Below are 17,928 nucleotides of genomic sequence, written 5' to 3' on the forward strand. Positions count from 1 at the left end.
GAGGGGAGAGGGTAAAGAGTAGACGCGTATCAACGTGCCTTAAGCAGATCCGACAAACGATCCGGCTTGCCAGCAACGCGCTCCAGGTGCGGGTACTTCAGGCCATCGTGATAGTCGATGCGCAGCGTCTTGTACTCGTCGAAGTTCTTCACCAGCAGTTCGACCGACTGGCCCTTGTCCTTCGCAGCTGCGGTGACGGCGTCCTTGACGGCATCGCTGGAATATTCCTTGCCGTTCACCGCGATGATCTTCATGCCTGGTGACAAACCAGACTTGAAGGCGGGGCCGTCCCACAGCACATCGGTGACGTCACCACCCTTGCCCAGCGACACGCCGAGCGAGTACGTGAGATTGGCGCCGCCCAGGCGCGCCTCCACGGCCTTGGTCACGGCCGAGGGCTTGTCGTTGTAGACCAGCTTCCAGCCATTCGCCTCGAAGCCGCCGAGCAACGGACCATGGCCGTCCAAACGCTCGCGCAGATACGGAGCCCAATCGAACGGCGCGATGGTGTTGAGCGTCTTCACCACCTCATCGAAAGTGTAGGTGTTGACGTCCCATTCGCCGTTCTTCATGCCGAAGAACGCCTTGGCGAAATCGTCGATGGAATGCTTGTTGCCGGTGAGGTCACGCAACTTGCCGTCGACGTCCAGCCAGATCATCTGCCCGCCGGAGTAGTAATCCTCGCTCATCTGGAAGTTGCGATACGCCAGCGGGCGGCGCATCGCGATGATCGGATCGTTGGTGGTGTCCTGGATGTTGCGCCACTGCTGCAGGCCCGGGCGGCCCTTGTCGTAGGTGGCGGCGACATTGGCCAGCATGTCCAGCGCCTCGTCCTGCTTCCACAGGCCCGAGCGCGCGGCCATCACGTAGCCCCAGAACTGGGTCTGGCCTTCATAGACCCACAGCAGGCTGTTCTGCATGGGCACGTTGAAGTTGGGCGTGGACAGGTCTGCGCCGCGACGGTACTTGCCGTCCCAGGAGTGATTGAACTCATGCGGCAGCAGGTCGCGCATGATCACGTTCTTGTCCCACTCGGTGAAATAACCGCTGCCCACGCCGTTCTCGCTGGAACGATGATGCTCCAGGCCATTGCCCGACATCTTGTCGCTGAGCGAAAACAGGAAGTCGTAGTGGTCGTAGTGATGCGCGCCATACAGCTTGTACATCTGCTGCACCAGATTCAGGTGCACCTTCAGCTGCTCGGGCTTGATCTCCAGGTACTTCGCGTCATCAGCAACGATGTTGATAAACACCGGCGTCTTCGCACCCGGGTCCAGGTCCACGCGCTTGAAGTACTTGCCGGCATAGATCGGCGAATCGACGAGGTCGTCATAGTCGATCGGCTTGAAGTGCACGGTATCGCCGTCGCGCGAGGCCAGTTCCAGCGCGCTGCCGTACTGCCAGCCGGCCGGGAAGGTCACGCTGGTTTCGGCCTTGATGCGGCTGGCGAAGTAACCGGCCGGATACAGCGACACCGAGTTCCACTGCAGGTTGAGCATCTCCGGCGTCATTACCACGCGGCCTTGGCGCGTGTCCTGCGCGGAGAGGAACTGGAACTCCACTTCCACATGGCTGGCTCCCTGCGGCACATCCACATGGAACGCGAACACATTGAGCGGATCACGCTTCCACGCCAGCGTCTGACCGTTCGCCTTTACCACCAGGCCCGCGAGCTTGTCGATCGAACCCGTCGGCGAATGGTTGCCCGGCAGCCACTGCGGATACAGCAGCGTCAGCGGACCGGGCTGCGCCGGCACCACCTCGTGCACGCGAAACACGCGATGCGCGATATCGGTGGCATCGACGTTGATTTTCAACGTGCCATCGAACGGCGTGTCCTGCGGTGCAGGCACATCGGCCAGTACGGTGAAACTGCTCAAGCCAAAGGCAGAAGCGAGGATGGCGGATGCGAGACGCGTGACTTTCAAGAGGCTCTCCTGTGGAAAATCCACGCAGCACAACCTGGAGCTGCATGGAAAATGAACCTCTGATGCTAGTGTGCGAGTGCGCGTCTCACCCCCTGCCATAGGTCATGGCGTGTCTGAACCTCGCCCGTCCCGCGAAGCGTTGCACGGGTTTTCAGTGCGTTAAAAACCCGTATCCTTTTTTCACCGCGATCCCCACGCGGGCCGTCGCGACATCCCCCTAGTCGTCGCGATGGAATCACAAAAAAAGTTGGAGCATTCCATGAACAAGACTCTGATTGCGGCCGCTTTGGCCGTCGTTGCTGTTGCCCCGTTTGCGGCCAAGGCCGACGAAAACAACCAGCTCGACAACTTCTTCGTGGCCGGTAACCTCGGCCAGAGCAACTACCGTGTCGGCGGCATTTCCGACAAGACCGATGCGTTCTACAACGTGCGCTTCGGCTGGCGCTGGAACGGTATCGTCGGCGCAGAAGTCGGCTACGCCGACCTCGGCAAGGCCAAGGACAACGCCGACTTCGTCAGCACCTGGGCCAAGCCGCGCGTCGCCCAGATTGGCGTGACCGCCAAGTACAACTTCTACAACAACTGGTACGTCACCGGTCACGGCGGCTACCTGCGTTCGCGCACCACCGCCGGTGTCACCGTGGGCGACGTGTCCGCCTCGCAGAAGAGCTGGAACAACGGCTGGTACGCCGGTGCAGGCGTGGGCTACGACGTCACCAGGAACGTCAGCCTGGCGCTGAACTACGACAACTACCATGTGAAGTACGGTCGCGCTGGCGCCAGCGAGTCGCAGGTCAACACCAACGTGGCTGCCTACTCCGCTTCGGTGGAATACCGCTTCTAGGTATTGCGGTAGTCGCAACAAAAAACGGCCGCAAAAGCGGCCGTTTTTTATCCCTTCGCAAGGAACTGTTACTTCTGCTGCGCCAGCTTGCTGTGCCACATGCCATAGCTGAAGTAGATCACCAGCCCCAAGATCACCCAGATCAGGAACACCGCCCAGGTGATGGCCGGCAGCTCCGACAACAGCCAGATCGAGAAACCGATACCGATCAACGGAATCAACGGCACCAGTGGCGTGCGGAACGTGCGCGGCAGATCAGGCTTGCGCTTGCGCAGCAGGATCACCGAGCTGCAGATCACGATGAAGGCCGACAACACACCGATATTCACCAGCTTCGCCACTTCTTCGATCGGCAGAAGCCCAGCCACGAACGCGGTGAACACACCCAACGCAACGGTCGGACGATGCGGCGTGCCATAGCGGGGATGCACCTTGGCAAACCAACCCGGCAGCAGGCCATCGCGCGCAAGCGCAAACCAGATGCGCGTCGCGCCGAGCATGAAGGCGAACAGCACGCTGATCAGGCCAAACACCGCCGACACCGACACGGTCAACGCCACCCAGTGCAGACCCAGGCCCTTGAAGGCATCGGCCACCGGCGCATCGGTCTTGAGCGTGGTGTAGTGGGCGATACCCGTAAGCACCATCGACACCGCCAGGTACATCGTCATGGAGATGCCCAGCGACAGGAGCACCGCGCGCGGCAGATCACGCTGGGGATTCTTCGATTCCTCAGCGGCGGTGGTAAGCGTGTCGTAACCAAATACCGCGAAGAACACCACCGCAGCAGCAGATGCCACGCCCTGGAAGCCGAAATGGCCCACGCCGTCGGGGCCGATCACGCGCGCGGGAATAAACGGCACCCAGTTGGCCGGGTTGATGTAGAACGCACCCACGCCGATCACCAGCGCGACCGCTGCCACTTTGATCGCCACTACCAGCGTGTTGAAACGCGCACCCCATTCGGTGCGAAAGATCAGTAGCGCCGACACACCCAGCGTCACCAACGCGGCAACCAGGTTGAACACATGGCCGTCGCCGGTGCCCATGGCACCTCGCGCCCATAGCGGCAACATGAATCCCATACTGGCCAGTGCCGATTGCACATAACCGGACCAGCCGATGGCCACCACCGCCACGATCAACGCGTATTCGAGCAGTAGATCCCAGCCGATCAACCACGCGGGCAGCTCGCCAAGCACCGCATAACCGTAGGTGTAGGCGCTGCCGGTGACGGGAATCAGTCCCGCGAACTCGGCGTAGCACAGCGCCGCTGCCGCACTGGCGATACCGGCGATGAGAAACGAGAGAGCCACCGCGGGGCCGGCGTTCATGGCGGCCTGCTGACCCGCCAGCACGAACACACCCACGCCGATGATGCCGCCGATGCCGATCGCCGTGAGCTGCCACAGCCCCAGCACGCGCCGGAAATCCCCTCGCTTGCCGGCCTCGGCCTGCAGCAGCTCCACAGACTTGTGGCGCACCAACTTGTTCAAGAAGCCCATCGGCCCATCCCCGAGAAATGAGCCGCGATCATAGCGAATGCCCCCGCCAGTGCCACGCTGCGGGTGCGTTGGGGGCGCCGTAGGGATCTGACACCGGCTTGTCATCCCTGAGAAGGCAGGAAGCGCTATACAACAGCCGAAGGGCTGGTCATCCAGTGCTTCTTGCCACTTGCTTGGGCGCTCCCGTGGCGCTGGCGTCAGCCTGGCGGCAACGCCCGGATTGGAGGTCAGAGCAAAGTCGCTGGATCCCTGCTTTCGCAGGGATGACGGGCAAGAGGGGGACGTCGCCGCCAATCGGACGACGGCGCAGCAACCAAACTAGCCCGGGATCGGCTTCCCCGTACCTGCCCTACCCGGCGCTGCCAGCGCCAGCCAGCCCAGCGCCAGGACACTCGCGGCGGGAATGGCGACCATTGCGCCGACCACGCCAGCGGGCAATTGCGGGATGCCGAACCAGCTGCCGGTGAGCAACGGAATGGCCGCGGTGACCAGCAGGCGTGCCAGTTCCAGTCCGATGCCGGCGCGCCGCCCTTCGGTAAGTGCACCCAGCGCGGTGAGGCTCAGCACCAAAAATGCCGCGTAAGCGACCAATGAAGACGCCGGCAATTGTTTGGCCAGGTCAAGGAACTGAACGGCCATGCCCAGCAGCAGCGCGAACTGCACCAGGCTGTAGAGCGTGAGTCCTCGTGACAACGCCGGCTGGTAACGCTCGCGATCGATCTCGAACGCAGGCTTCGGGAATCTCTCAGCCACATCGGCCGGCCGCCAGCCCGGCGGCTTGATCCACACCAGCAACTTGTCGCGCCAGCGCCGCGCGTGCCACGCATCCTTGAACGTGACCCAATACACCTCGACGTTCGCCCACAACGGATTCCAGCTGCGCAGTGGCGAACGTGTGCCATAGATCGGTGGATCGTTGTCGTCTTCTTCGACAAAGCTGCCGAACATGCGATCCCACACGATCAGCATGCCGCCGTAATTCCTGTCCAGGTATTTGTCATTCACCGCATGGTGCGCGCGATGATTGGACGGCGAACAGAACACGCGGTCGAACCAGCCCAGCCGATCCACCAGCTCGGTATGCACCCAGAACTGGTAGAGCAGATCGATCAGTGCCACCACCGCAAACACTTCCAGCGGATAGCCGACGATGGCCATGGGCAGGTAGAACAGCCAGCCCAGCACCACGCCGCTGCCGGTCTGCCGCAGCGCCGTGGAAAGGTTGTAATCCTCACTCTGGTGATGCACCACATGGGCAGCCCACAGGATGTTCACCTCGTGGCCAGCACGATGCAGCCAGTAGTAGCAGAAGTCGTAGAACAGCAACGCGCTGACCCAGACCCATATGCTGTCAGCCGGCAATGCGAAGACCGCGACGCGCTGCAAGCACCATGCGTAGATACCCAGCGTGAGCAGCTTGCTGAATACCGCCACGATCTGCGAGATCACGCCCAGCCCGAGGCTGTTGATGGCATCGGTGCTGTGATACACGGTGCGGCCGCGCAGCTTCGCTACCAGCAGTTCCAGCGCAATCAGCGCGAAGAACACCGGCGTTGCCCAGGTAATGATGGTTGCCTGCAAATTCACGAGTAGTTACTCATCCGCCGGACAGAACGCGCCAGACACCACAGCGCCGCATAGTAGGTAGCCAGGATCCACAGCGCCGACAGCGGGATGGCGAGGCGAAACCGGTTCCAGGCCAGCAGTGTATCGCTGAGCATGAACAGCAGCGCGCCTGCCGCCGCCCACTGCGCCGGCCCAGCCAGTGCATCGCTGGCGTGCGACAAGGCTCGCGCCACCGCCTGCCCGCCCATGGTCGCCAGCACCACCACATAGACCATCACCGGCAAATGAAGTGCCGCCGGAAGCGTGGGCCACAACGCCCACAGGTTGAGCGCGGCGTAGGCCAGGCAACCCAGCAGGGCCAAGGGATGCGCCGCAAAGCGCGTATCGTCCAGCAGTGCGCGGATGAAGCAGGCGTGGGCGAGGAGAAAGGCCACCAAGCCCGGTACGAAGGCGTCCTGCGGCAACATCAGGAAGATATCGCCGATCAGCGAGAACAGCATGCCGCCGCCGATCCATAGGCGATAGCGCGAAGACACCGGCGGCTCCGTACGCCAGGCCATACACAGGATCAATACCGTGGTCAGCGGCTTGAAGGTCCAGTGCAACCAATGCCAGCCATCCGTCACTCCGGGCGCGCCAAACGTGGCACCGATGATCGCCGCGACCGCGGCCAGCGCGATCGCGAAATCCCCAAGGTGTAGCAACCCTCGCCCGGCGATGGCGTTTGAAACGGACATTCGTTGACTCCCCTGCCCCATGAGGCGGCTCCCATCTTAGAGCCTAATCCGAGCTTTCCGGCCAGCGACGGAGGCCGCCTGTTGCCAAGGCGTGGAACATCGGAATTCTCATCCCGAGGGAGATGCTGCCGGTAGGTGGATGATCGCAGATGCGCGGCGAAAGATGAATCGCACAAATCCTGGACGCTCGCCCCTCTCCCATCGGAGAGGGGCGAAGTGCAAGGCCGTTAGCCTTGCGCGCCGTGCTTAGAACTTCGCGTTGATGTTGAAGAACACCTGGCGCGGCGCACCCGCCATCAGCGTCTGGTTCCAGCCCATCGGATCGGAGGCAACGTAGCCGTTGGTGCCGGTGGTCGAGTAGTAGTGCTTGTCGAACAGGTTGGTGACATTGAGGCCCAGGCTCAGGTCCTTCAGGACGGATACGGTGCCGATGTCATAGTTCACGCCTGCCTCGAACAGCCAATACGACGGCACCTGCGAGTCGTTGATGTAGGTGATGTAGCGGCGGCCGGTGTACTTGCCGTCGACGCTCGCCGTCCAGCTGCCGTAGCTGTAGCTGAGGTCGCTGGCGAACATCCATGTGGGAATGCCCACCACGTATTTGCCCTTGGTCGCCACCACGCCGTTGTTGAGATAGTCGTTCTGGTACTTGGAGTTGTTGTACGACAGCGAGTTGAGCCAGCGCATGTGTTCCATCGGGCGCCAGATCACCGCCAGGTCCACGCCAGTGCTTTTCACCGAGCCCACGTTGTTGAGGATGGCCGAACATGTCTGCACCGCGCTGCACGGCGACACTGCAAGCAGACGGTTGGTGAAGCGCGTGTAGTACGCATCGGCCGAGGCTTCGAACGTATCGCCGTGCACGCGATAGCCCAGCTGGAGTGTCTGCGACTGTTCCGGCTTCAGCGACCCCTTGCTGGCGTCGAATGCCGTTTGCGACTGGCTGAAAGGCAGGAAACCGTAAGCTGAAAGGTTCTTGCTGTAGGAGGCATACACCTCCTGATTGGCGTCGATTTTGTAATTTGCACCCACCTGCGGCAGGAAACCATCACTCGCACGGATACGACCAGCCGCCAGCGCGCTGCTGGCCACCAGCGAGTCGGCCGTGTTGGTCACGCCCAGTGCCTTCGCACCGAAGTTCAACGTGAGGCGGTCATCCATCAGGTGAATCGTGTCGGACGCATAGGCCATGCGCGTCTGCGTGTTGTAGTGCTGGAAGAAGCCGCGCAGGAACGGCTCCTCGTTCTCGTAGAAATTGCTGAGGTAGTTATATGCGCCGGTCAGGTAGAAGTAGTTGCGCTCCTGGTTGGTCTTGGCGTTTTCGGCCCAGAAGCCCACTTCGATGTCGTTGTTGCCCACGTTGAACTGCAGCGAACCCGTGCCACCGTAGCGGTCCAGGCCATAGTCGGTGGTGCGCATCGACAGCGGCACCGCGGGCGACGACGCGAGGTACGGCGTGGCCCACTGCCCTTCGCCGCGGTTGTCGTGATAGTAGGTGCCGAGATTAAGCACCGTGTGCTCACTGAGATTGAACGTACCGCTCAAGCCGGTGAGGCTATCGTGGCGGATGCCGCCACCCGCGTAATAGGTGGAGTCGACCAGGTCATAGCCGGCAGGCAACGGGGAAAGCACCGCTGGATAATTGCCCTTGCCGTTATAGGCATTGGCGATCTGCACGGCCGTATTCCAGTCCGGCTGCAGATAATCCCAGTTCCAGCCCAGCGCGCGCTGGCTGGCCAGGGACAGGTCCATGTAGTCGTATTCCTTGCGGCGCGACTCGTCGTAGAACAGGCTGATGCTGCCGCTGCTCCACTGATAAACCGACTTCAGGTTGATCTGGTCCGAGCGCTGGTCGCCGTAGCCTTTCCACTTGTCGGTGGACGCGTGGTCGTACGACACGTACATCGAAAATCCGTGGTAGTTGCCCGAGTCCAGGCGCACAAATGTGCGTGTGGTGGAATCCGAACCAAGCACCTGGTTGATGCGCGCGCCGGCCACCGCATCCGGATCGGCCGAGAAGAACTGGATGGTGCCGCCGAGATTGGTGTTCGCCGCCGTGCCCAGCGCGCCAGCGCCCTGCGCCAGTTCCACTGTGCTGATGTTGTCGCTGCTGATCGCGCGCGTCACCTGCAGGCCGTTGGTGGTGCCATAGCTCATGTTGCCCAGCGGAATGCCATCGAGCGTGAAACCAAGGCGGCTCTGGTCGAAGCCGTGCAAGGTGATCTGCGTGGACCACTCATACGCGCCCCACGGATCGGACGACTGGAAGTTCACGCCGGGCAATTTGTTGATGGCCTTGAGCGGACTGGTACCGGGCGCCAGCGCCTGGATGTCTTCGCTGGTTACCTTTTGAATCTGGCGCGTTTCGCCAGTGGCCACCACCGAAACGGCCTCCATGTTCTTGGCCTTCTCGCGATTGGCCGACGCATCGGCAGCAGGCACAGGCGCGGCTGCAGTCACATCGTCGGCGAGCAGGACGCCGCTGTAGAGGGAAGCCAGTGTTGCCAGCGCGATCGCGGTCCTGCGAAGGGAATGCTTGGGCATGACGAATCCTCACGCGCGGATTCGCCATGAATCCGCACGATCAAGTGATGGGGAAACCATGGGGACTAGCCGTCCGAATCACTCGCACGGCAGCCCGAGATCGTGCAGCCGGCGTGTGTATGCGCGATGACACGCGTATTTAAAACACGCGGTGCGTCTCGGAAGTGGGCGGCAGTTGACCGCCGCGTGGGTGCTTGCGGAAATGCCCGGCGAAGGCGCGACGTTTGGTTCAGACCTTCCTGACGGAACTCAGCGATTGTCGACAGCCCGGCGACCCACCGCGGGATCGTCGGTAAAGAACGCATCGATGCCCGCATCGAGATAGGCGCGAATCTCTGCCAGGGATCCAGCGACATTCAACGTCGCCGGATCATTACCCTTCCAGAAATTCTTCGCCTGGAACTGGTTTTCCGGGCGGAATGTATAGGGATGCAGCTCAAGCTTCACGGCATGTGCGTCGTGCACCAGCGACGTGGGCTTGCCCAGTGTGCCGTCTGCGGCGAGCGGAATGATGGCGCGGATGTTGGGACCGATCGCATCGGCGTAGGTGGCAATCTCGTGCAGGCCTGCAGGCGTCAGCATCTCGCCATAGCGCAGCTGGCCTCCGGCAGCGACCACGTCGTAGGGCTGCTCGTCGGCATCATCAATCAACTGCAACAGGCGGATGTGCCGCTGGTTGCGGCCGATCTTGCTTCGCAGATAACGCAGGTTGGCGACCTCGAACGACTGGATCTCGATCGGCGCCGTGCGCGTGTAGACGTGCGCGGCAAGCGTCTCCAGCACGCGATCTTCCATCGGCAGGCCGATCTTCTGGAAATAGGTGCCGTGCTTGATCTCGGGAATGATGCCGATCACGCGGTTGTTCGTCGCCGATTCGGCCGCCACGAAGTCGATGATTTCGTCCAGCGTGGGAATCTGGAAGCGCCCGTCATACGCCGTGCCGCGAATTAGCGGCAGGCGCTCGCGCGCACGCAACGTTTTCAGTTCATTGAGCGTGAAATCCTCGGTGAACCAGCCGGTGACTTCGTGACCGTCGATGGTCTTGATGGTTTTGCGCGAGGCGAACTCCGGATGCTCGGCGACATCCGTCGTACCGCTTATCTCGTTTTCGTGCCGCGCCACCAGCACGCCATCGCGCGTCATGACGAGGTCGGGCTCAATGAAATCCGCGCCATCGGCGATAGCTTTGCCGTAGGACGCCAGCGTGTGTTCCGGACGCAACGCGCTCGCGCCACGGTGACCGATCACCAGTACCCGCGACGCCAGCGGCGCCTCTTTCGCCTGCACACCACCGCTCATAACCAGCACGCCCGCCGTGAAGAGAGCCCAGCTTAAACGACCCATCGCACATTCCCCTGCTGCTTTCCGATGCGCCGGGCCGACGCAAGCCATTCCACCATGGTGAATGGGGCGCGTGTCCGTTCCCTGACAGCAACATAGCGAAGTCTTTTTCGCGGGGATACGCAAGCCGCCTGCAAGGCCTGCCATGACTGGCGGCACGGCATGACTTGCGGCCAATGGCGGTGCAGGGCACGGGTGATAGTGTAGGGATGTCACCCAACACGCAGGGAAGCCATGTTCTCCATCCTCCTCGCCACGCTTCTCGCCAGCAGCCAACCTGTCGTCGACTGTCGCGTCGGCGCTTATCGGCTTGCCGATGGCAGCTCTCTGGACATCGCCCCAAGCCAGGATGACGCGCTGCGCTGGCGAAAGATCGATGGCAGCACCGGCAAGCTCCAGCACGGTAAAGACAACGTGTGGAAGAGCACGCTGGGCTGGACCGATCGCCCCGACGGCAAAGACGTGACCTTCGCCGACTGCGCCAAAGGCGAGATCGCCTTCGGAGGCATGGCCGGCAAGCGCATTCCTCTGGAAGTCCATGATGCGTCATTCACAGGCGAAGGCGGCACTCGCCTGGTGGGTCGGCTGATTCTTCCCGAGGGCAAGGCAAAAGTACCCATCGTGGTGCTGGTGCACGGCTCGGAAACCGACTCGGCGCGCGTATGGGACGCCATGCAACGACAGCTGCCCGCCGAAGGCGTGGGTGCGTTCGTGTACGACAAGCGCGGCACCGGTGAATCGGACGGCAAGTACACGCAGGATTACAGCGTGCTTGCCAACGACGCCGTCGCGGCGGTGAATGAGGCGCGCAAGCTCGCAGGCGCGCGCGCCGGTCGTGTCGGCTATCGCGGCGGCAGCCAGGGCGGCTGGGTAGCACCGCTGGCCGCATCGCGCACCAAGGTGGATTTCGTGATGGTCGGCTATGGCCTGGCCATTTCACCGCTGGAGGAAGACCGCGAGGCGGTGGCCTTCCAGCTGCAGCTGAAAGGCTACGACCAGTCGGTGATCGACAAGGCCTGGGAGATCACCGATGCGATCGGGCTGATCCTGTCGAGCCATCTCACGCAGGGCTACGACCAGCTCGACGCCGCCCGCGCGAAATACAGCAAGGAACCCTGGTACAAGGACGTGCGCGGCGACTTCAGCTACCTCGTGCTGCCCTACAGCAGCGACGAGATCCGCGAGAAGGGCAAGGCCTATATGTTTGGCACGCCCTGGCATTACGACTCGATGGCGGTGCTGAAAAACCTGCACACGCCCCAGCTGTGGATGCTTGGCGAAGACGACATCGATGCACCGAGCGCGGAAACGTTGCGCCGCCTTTCCTCGCTCCAGGCCAGCGGCATGCCGATCACCACCGCACTGTTTCCGCATGCCGAGCACGGCATGACCCAGTTCGAGCTGGCGCCCGACGGATCGCGTGTCTCCACGCACTATTCGGAGGGTTACATGCGCCTCACCATCGACTATGCACGAGGCACGCTGCATGCGCCGTACGGGGCGAGCCGCATGGCGTTCCCCAGAGATACAAAGGTCGCGGTAACACCGTGAGCCTGCGGTCGCGCACCCGGTGCGCGACCTGCCTTGCGAAACGGTTCATTGACGCCCCTAGCGGGCGTCCTGGCGACTCGCCTGCTGCAGCCATGCCTGGTAGGTCGGCCGGTCTACCGGCACGCCGTCCGCATTGCAGCTACCCAGCTTGCATAGCTCGTCACGAATGCGCGGTGCGTGCTGCACGATCACGTGGAAGATGGTGTTCTGTTCCATCTCGCCGTGAAACGCCGCCGCGCCGGGACCATTGGCAAAGATGGCCACGTCCTCGCCGCCATGCGTTTCGGATTTCATCGGAACGATGGATTCCTGCATGTAGTCCGGATCGTTGGTCTTCGCACCACTAAGGTCGGGGCGACCTTTTTTGATGTGCACGTAGTCGTGTGGATTGTGGGGAAACTGCTTGCTGCCTTCGGGCTGACCATCGCTGGCGCCGGTGTAACCCGGACCGTTGGCAAAGCCTAGCGTGGTGTACGGCTTGCCCGCCGCATCGCGTGCAAGCCCGGCGCCGCCTTCCTCGTCATAGCTATCGGTATGACCCTGCACCAGTCCGAGAATGTCGTTGCCGCGCTTCGGATAGCCAGCGAAGGTCATGGTGTGGCTATGGTCGGCCGTCACCACGATGAGCGTGTCGTTCGGATCGGTGTGTTGCAGCGCAGCCTGCACCGCATCGGCAAAGGCGATGGTTTCATCCAGCGCGCGATAGGCATTGCCAGCGTGCAGCACATGGTCGATGCGACCGCCTTCCACCATCAGGAAGAAGCCGTTGGGATTCTGTTTGAGTACGTCGATGGCGCTGGTGGTCATCTCGGCGAGACTCGGCTCGTCCAGCCTGTCGGTCGTGCGCTCGTGCTCGTAGCTGAGATGTGAGGCGTTGAACAAGCCAAGCAGGCGCGGCGTATGGGCTAGATCCAGTGATTTCAGTTGCGTTGCGTTCCAGACGTAGGTGCCATCCGAGTGCTTCTTCTTCCATTCGGCGATCAGGTCCTGGCCATCCAGGCGCTGGCCGATCTTGCCGCGTTCGACCGGATCATCCTCGCCCGCGCGCATGAACTCGGTGCGGCCACCACCCATGGCCACGGTAAGCCCGCCGGCTGCCGGGAAGTCCACCAGCTGAGCCGCGAAATCCTTGCATCCCTGTGCCTTCGCGTTCGCAGGCAAGTCGGCATCGACTTCCCAATTGCGTTCCGGCAGATGGCCGTACGTAGCAGCGGGCGTCGCGTGCGTGATGCGCGTGGTGGTGATCGCACCGGTGCTCATGCCGGCTGTTGCCGCAAGTTCCAGCGTGCTGACCAGCTCCTGCCCGCGCGCGGCATCGCAGTCTTGCCGACGCGGTACTTGCGATACGCCGATGAAGCCGGCGCGCGTCTTCACGCCGCTCATGATGGCGGTCATGGTGCCGGCCGAATCCGGCGTCTGCTGATCGGTCTCGTAGGTGCGACTCAAGGCGCTGAAGGGAAACTGCTCGAAACTCAGCCGGTAGCTTTCGCCATCCACACCCTTGAGTTGCCCGGCACGCACATGCGCCGCCGCGATGGTGGGAATGCTCATGCCATCGCCGAGAAACACGATCACGTTCTTCGCGTGCTGGCCGCCGGTGCGCGCCTGCGAGGCAAGCTGCGCCGCCGCAGCCGCACCGCTGCGGAACCACCACTGCGGCGTCTCGCCGTCCGGTCGCTGGATCTTCGCAACGTCGATGGAGGAAGCAGACGTGGCGGAAGGCGACACCGTCTGCCCGGCGCAAGCGCCAAGCAACGAAAACGTAGCCAGCAGCCACGCACGGTGTGCCAGCGGCGAAGAGCGAAACATCAGCAGCCCCTTGCGATGAAAATGGGTGGACGGACCCCGCATGATAGCCGCGTCGCAAGAAATTGCCGTGACACCTTCACGACGGAATTTTCGATGCTAGCCTTCCTCCATGACATGGCGCGCCCTGTTCCTCGCATGCATCGGCCTGTTGCCCAGCGTGGCAGCGGCCGATAGCGCGGCGGGCGCACAGACCGGTCTGCAGAACGACGTTGCCTTCACCCAGTACGCCGATATCTCGAGCAGCGCGGAACTGATGCGCCGACTGGTGAGTCCGCTCAACGCACGTCGCGTGCAGCAACGCGCCTCAGCCACAGGCGCGGCGATACGCGAGCAGCCCGTCGATCTGGCGCAGGAGCGATTCGCCCTCTATGTGCCAGACCACGCACCGCCGGATGGTTACGCGCTGCTGGTATTCGTGCCGCCATGGAATGAAGCCACGGTGCCGCCGGCTTGGATTCCCGTGCTCGAACGACATGGCGTGTTGCTCGTCACCGCCGGCAAATCGGGCAACGACACCAACGTGCTCGACCGACGCGAACCGCTGGCACTGTTGGCGGCAACCAACGCGATGGCGCGTTATCGCGTCGATGCACGTAAGGTTTATATAGGCGGATTCTCCGGCGGCTCGCGTGTGGCGCTTCGTCTGGCGCTCGGCTATCCGGATCTTTTTCACGGCGCGCTGCTCGAGGCCGGCAGCGATATCGTCGGCAAGGAGATTCCGCCGCCGCCACGCGAACTGCTGTACGAATTCCAGACATCCAGCCGCGTGGTCTATCTCACCGGCGGGCGTGATGCCTCTCGACAGGACGCTGACCGGCAGAGTCGCCATTCCCTGAATTCCTGGTGCATCACTGACGTCGATACCCGGACCATGCCGTGGACAGGTCACGAACTGGCCGACGCCGCCTCGCTGGGACGTGCCCTCATGTCGCTCGACACGCATTCGCCCGGCGACATGGGCGAACTGGCCGCGTGCCGTGCACGCATCGACCATGAGATCAATGAGCAGCTCGACAAGGTCAAGGCGCTTATCGACAGCGGCAAGAAGGATGAGGCCCGTCGGCTTTTGGAATCGGTGGATGCCCAGTACGGCGGACTGGCAGGACCACGGATCATGTCGCTGGCCAAGGACCTCGGCACGTAACTGCTGGTTTCACCCGTCACCGGACGATTCGTGGCGTACCCACCGCATGGACATGCCGCGGTTGCCATGGCGGCTGCCCCTGGCGAACCGGCCGAGGGTACGTAGCCTCCATGCTCAGGGGCCGCGCCTGACGTCAGGGGGCAACACCTGATGCTACGTGGCAGCAGAGCGCCTATATTGGAACGGCCGTCGCCTGCCCCAGCTGTTGTTAAATCAGCCCATGACTGCCCACTGCTTGTGCGCGAGGTATCGATCCGTATCCCCGACGAGTGGGTGCGGCGAGGCGGCACGCATCTTGCCTGCGGTTGTAAGACCGTGCCCGCGCTCTGCAGGGCGCCCCGGATAGATGACGCACGATGGAATTCCAGGCGACCACCCCGCTCAACAAGATTTTTGACCTTCTTTGGGACGCCATTTGCGTGGTCGATGTGGAAGGTCGATATATCTTTGTCAGCGCGGCCTATGAGCGCATCTTCGGCTACGCGCCGGAGGAAGTGATTGGCCAGCGAATGATCGACCTGGTGCATCCAGAGGATCGCGAGGTAACGCTGCAGACAGCCGCGGCGATCATGGCCGGGCAGCCGCAATCGCATTTCCAGAACCGCTACATCCGCAAGGATGGCTCGGTCGTCCACATCATGTGGTCGGCACGCTGGTCCGAGGCCGACCGCGTGCGCATCGCCGTGGCCCGTGACATCACCGCGCTCAAACGCGCCGAGTCGATGACCGCGGCGCTGCACGGCATCTCCGAGGCCGCGCATGCCAGCGACAACCTGCCGTCGCTGTGTGAGCAAATCCACCGAATCATCGGCGGCCTGCTGCCAGCCACCAATTTCTTTGTGGCGCTGCACGACCCGCAACGTGAAGAACTGAGCTTTCCCTATTTCGTCGACGAGCGCGACGAGGCACCCGCGCCACAAAGGTTGGATTCGGGCACGCTCACGGCCGAACTGATCCGCACCGGGCGGGCACTGCTGGTGACACCGGGTGCGCGGCCGGATTCTGCGCTTTCCATCCACGGCACGGACGCGCTGCATTGGCTCGGTGTGCCGCTAAGCTCGCGCGGCGTCACCATCGGCGCACTGGTGGTGCAGAGTTATTCCGATGCCACGCGCTATACCGACGCGGACAAGGAACTCCTGCAATTCGTGTCCACCCAGGTGGCCTCAGCGATCGAGCGCAAGCAAGCCGAAGCAAGGTTGCATCACATCGCGCGCCACGATCCGTTGACCGACCTGGCCAACCGCGAACTGTTCTATCAGCGCTTCGATGCTGCTATCGAACACGCCCGAAGTATTCGCGGCTACCTCGCGCTGCTCTACATCGACCTCGACGAATTCAAGCAAGTGAATGATCGCTTCGGTCATCACGTTGGCGACCTTTTGCTGTGCGAGGTCGCGCAACGCATCAGCGAGAGCCTGCGAGAGGCGGACGTGGTTGGTCGCGTGGGAGGCGACGAGTTCGTGGTGCTGCTGAACGACTTGCAGTCGCCGGGTGACAGCCTTCAGGTGGCCGAGAAGATCCGCGTGGCGCTGCATTCGCCATTCCAGCTGGCGGGCCATGAGGTATGCATTGCCACCAGCGTTGGCGTGGCGACCTATCCGCGTCATGGCGAAGATCCAAAACAACTGACGCGCGCCGCCGACTACGCCATGTATGAAGTCAAGAAACAGGATGGAAACCGCGTACGCATGTCCAGGCAATCGGATGTCGAAGCGCAGGATGTCACCCATCCTGGCCAGGGCAGCACAAGCTAACGTCTGCAGCCTTCATCAGGCCGGCGCCAGCTTTCGCCGTTGCGGGCCATGGCATCTGGTGATTTCGGAGTAGCCAGAACAACCCGCGCACACGATGCCCACCGACATCGCGTGCGCTCGACGTGGGCGAAAGATGTAACTAAAGCTTGATGTACAGCTTTCGTCGATCCATCGCGTACACAATCAGCCACCACACGGCGACGAACGCAACGGCGAAGGCGACAGAGGCCATATAGGCCCCTGCGAGCGGCGTGATCCAGCTGGCGAAGGCGTGCTGGTAAAGCGGATCCTGGATGCCCAGGCCAGGCAACAGGATCTGCATCAGCTCGGAACCTGCATACGCGGCCACGGCATTGACGCCGAAGCGTCGGCCGATCGCAGGCCAGCCGCGCTGGTCGATCAGCACATGGAACAGCACCAGCGCCAACATGGCCCAGCCCGCGGTCCATAGCACGAACGAGGACGTCCACAGGTTCTTGTTGAGCGGCAACGCCAGCGACCACGCATAGCCAAGCGCCAGCGACAGCACGCCAGCTATCAGCAGCGGCTTCATCTTCTCTTCGCGCAACCATTGACCGGCGCGCAATCCAAGCAAGCTGGTAGCCAGCGAGGGGAGGCAACCCAGCAGACCTTCCGGGTCATGGCCGCGGCCGGTGGCGGGGTCGATCAGATAGACGAAGCGCCCGAACACCGCGAAGTCGGCGCGACTGACGATATTGGCGAACGGCTCCAGCGTGCCGCCAAGCAGCAGCAATCCCCAGTAGCCAAGCAGGATCGCCACGATGGCTGCCCACTGGGTGCGCGGCTTCGTATGGATGGCAAACAGCGCTGCACCGGCGAAGCACACGCCGATGCGCTGCAAGACACCGGGGAAGCGCAGATGCGCGCCCGGCATGATCAGCCATGCCAGCACGTTGATGGCCACGCCGAGCAGAAGGATACGTAGTGCGCGCTTCAACGCAGCGCGGGTGAGCGCGCCCTTGTCGGCGCCCTGCTCCACGCGCGGGCCAATGGCCAGCGCAATCGATACGCCCACCACGAACAGAAAGAACGGAAACACCAGATCGGTGGGCGTGCAGCCGTTCCACTGCGCATGTTCCAGCGGCCAGTAGACGTGATCCCAGTCGCCCGGATCATTCACCAGCAGCATCAACGCCACGGTACAACCGCGCAATGCATCGACAGAGGCCAGTCGGCGCAAC

At 62.6% G+C, this 17,928-nt stretch carries 12 protein-coding genes; 4 read left to right on the plus strand and 8 right to left on the minus strand.

Going from position 1 to position 17,928, the window contains the following annotated elements; genetic code table 11:
- Positions 1-29 precede the first annotated feature (29 nt).
- Positions 30-1,928, minus strand: a complete 1,899-nt coding sequence (locus tag AC3CBN_RS03640) for a M61 family metallopeptidase (protein ID WP_488635461.1) — start codon at positions 1,926-1,928, stop codon at positions 30-32.
- A gap of 259 nt (positions 1,929-2,187) precedes the next feature.
- Between AC3CBN_RS03640 and AC3CBN_RS03645 the strand changes: the two genes are divergently transcribed.
- Positions 2,188-2,772, plus strand: coding sequence for an outer membrane beta-barrel protein (locus tag AC3CBN_RS03645; RefSeq protein ID WP_488635462.1), 585 nt, complete (start codon positions 2,188-2,190; stop codon positions 2,770-2,772).
- 68 nt (positions 2,773-2,840) lie between these two features.
- Here the strand turns inward: AC3CBN_RS03645 and AC3CBN_RS03650 are convergent, their stop codons facing one another.
- The 5 genes from AC3CBN_RS03650 to AC3CBN_RS03670 form a co-directional block, all read right to left on the minus strand.
- Positions 2,841-4,277, minus strand: a complete 1,437-nt coding sequence (locus tag AC3CBN_RS03650) for an amino acid permease (RefSeq protein ID WP_488635463.1) — start codon at positions 4,275-4,277, stop codon at positions 2,841-2,843.
- Between the two features lie 318 nt (positions 4,278-4,595).
- Positions 4,596-5,864, minus strand: a complete 1,269-nt coding sequence (locus tag AC3CBN_RS03655; protein ID WP_488635464.1) for a sterol desaturase family protein — start codon at positions 5,862-5,864, stop codon at positions 4,596-4,598.
- The gene (locus AC3CBN_RS03660) at positions 5,861-6,580 is read right to left on the minus strand and encodes a lysoplasmalogenase (protein WP_488635465.1); all 720 of its coding nucleotides are present in this window, start codon (positions 6,578-6,580) and stop codon (positions 5,861-5,863) included. Before AC3CBN_RS03660 ends, AC3CBN_RS03655 begins: the two co-directional genes overlap by 4 nt.
- A 246-nt stretch (positions 6,581-6,826) precedes the next feature.
- The gene (locus AC3CBN_RS03665; RefSeq protein ID WP_488635466.1) at positions 6,827-9,124 is read right to left on the minus strand and encodes a TonB-dependent receptor; all 2,298 of its coding nucleotides are present in this window, start codon (positions 9,122-9,124) and stop codon (positions 6,827-6,829) included.
- A 249-nt stretch (positions 9,125-9,373) separates the two neighbouring features.
- A complete protein-coding gene (locus AC3CBN_RS03670) occupies positions 9,374-10,423 on the minus strand; it encodes a glycerophosphodiester phosphodiesterase (RefSeq protein ID WP_488636661.1) in 1,050 nt (349 codons plus the stop codon).
- A 276-nt stretch (positions 10,424-10,699) separates the two neighbouring features.
- On the opposite strand from AC3CBN_RS03670, the gene AC3CBN_RS03675 reads away from it, so the two are divergent.
- Complete coding sequence (locus tag AC3CBN_RS03675; protein ID WP_488635467.1) at positions 10,700-12,016, plus strand: alpha/beta hydrolase family protein; 1,317 nt, start codon at positions 10,700-10,702, stop codon at positions 12,014-12,016.
- Positions 12,017-12,073: 57 nt separating this feature from the next.
- Here the strand turns inward: AC3CBN_RS03675 and AC3CBN_RS03680 are convergent, their stop codons facing one another.
- Positions 12,074-13,825, minus strand: a complete 1,752-nt coding sequence (locus AC3CBN_RS03680) for an alkaline phosphatase (protein ID WP_488635468.1) — start codon at positions 13,823-13,825, stop codon at positions 12,074-12,076.
- A 109-nt stretch (positions 13,826-13,934) separates the two neighbouring features.
- On the opposite strand from AC3CBN_RS03680, the gene AC3CBN_RS03685 reads away from it, so the two are divergent.
- Both AC3CBN_RS03685 and AC3CBN_RS03690 read left to right on the plus strand, forming a co-directional pair.
- Complete coding sequence (locus AC3CBN_RS03685) at positions 13,935-14,969, plus strand: hypothetical protein (RefSeq protein WP_488635469.1); 1,035 nt, start codon at positions 13,935-13,937, stop codon at positions 14,967-14,969.
- 356 nt (positions 14,970-15,325) lie between these two features.
- Complete coding sequence (locus tag AC3CBN_RS03690; protein ID WP_488635470.1) at positions 15,326-16,726, plus strand: diguanylate cyclase domain-containing protein; 1,401 nt, start codon at positions 15,326-15,328, stop codon at positions 16,724-16,726.
- 139 nt (positions 16,727-16,865) lie between these two features.
- On the opposite strand, the gene AC3CBN_RS03695 is transcribed toward AC3CBN_RS03690, so the two are convergent.
- Positions 16,866-17,927 carry an acyltransferase family protein gene (locus tag AC3CBN_RS03695; protein WP_488636662.1) on the minus strand — a complete coding sequence of 354 codons (1,062 nt, stop codon included), beginning with the start codon at positions 17,925-17,927 and terminating at the stop codon, positions 16,866-16,868.
- Position 17,928 lies beyond the last annotated feature (1 nt).

This window comes from Dyella sp. OK584 (assembly GCF_057787755.1).

Bases quoted from the DNA above. Each gene is read 5' to 3' on its own strand.
- AC3CBN_RS03645 (WP_488635462.1), top strand. From the start codon at position 2,188: ATGAACAAGACTCTGATTGCGGCCGCTTTGGCCGTCGTTGCTGTTGCC.
- AC3CBN_RS03650 (WP_488635463.1), bottom strand. From the start codon at position 4,277: ATGGGCTTCTTGAACAAGTTGGTGCGCCACAAGTCTGTGGAGCTGCTG.
- AC3CBN_RS03660 (WP_488635465.1), bottom strand. From the start codon at position 6,580: ATGTCCGTTTCAAACGCCATCGCCGGGCGAGGGTTGCTACACCTTGGG.
- AC3CBN_RS03665 (WP_488635466.1), bottom strand. From the start codon at position 9,124: ATGCCCAAGCATTCCCTTCGCAGGACCGCGATCGCGCTGGCAACACTG.
- AC3CBN_RS03670 (WP_488636661.1), bottom strand. From the start codon at position 10,423: ATGAGCGGTGGTGTGCAGGCGAAAGAGGCGCCGCTGGCGTCGCGGGTA.
- AC3CBN_RS03675 (WP_488635467.1), top strand. From the start codon at position 10,700: ATGTTCTCCATCCTCCTCGCCACGCTTCTCGCCAGCAGCCAACCTGTC.
- AC3CBN_RS03680 (WP_488635468.1), bottom strand. From the start codon at position 13,825: ATGTTTCGCTCTTCGCCGCTGGCACACCGTGCGTGGCTGCTGGCTACG.
- AC3CBN_RS03685 (WP_488635469.1), top strand. From the start codon at position 13,935: ATGACATGGCGCGCCCTGTTCCTCGCATGCATCGGCCTGTTGCCCAGC.
- AC3CBN_RS03690 (WP_488635470.1), top strand. From the start codon at position 15,326: ATGGAATTCCAGGCGACCACCCCGCTCAACAAGATTTTTGACCTTCTT.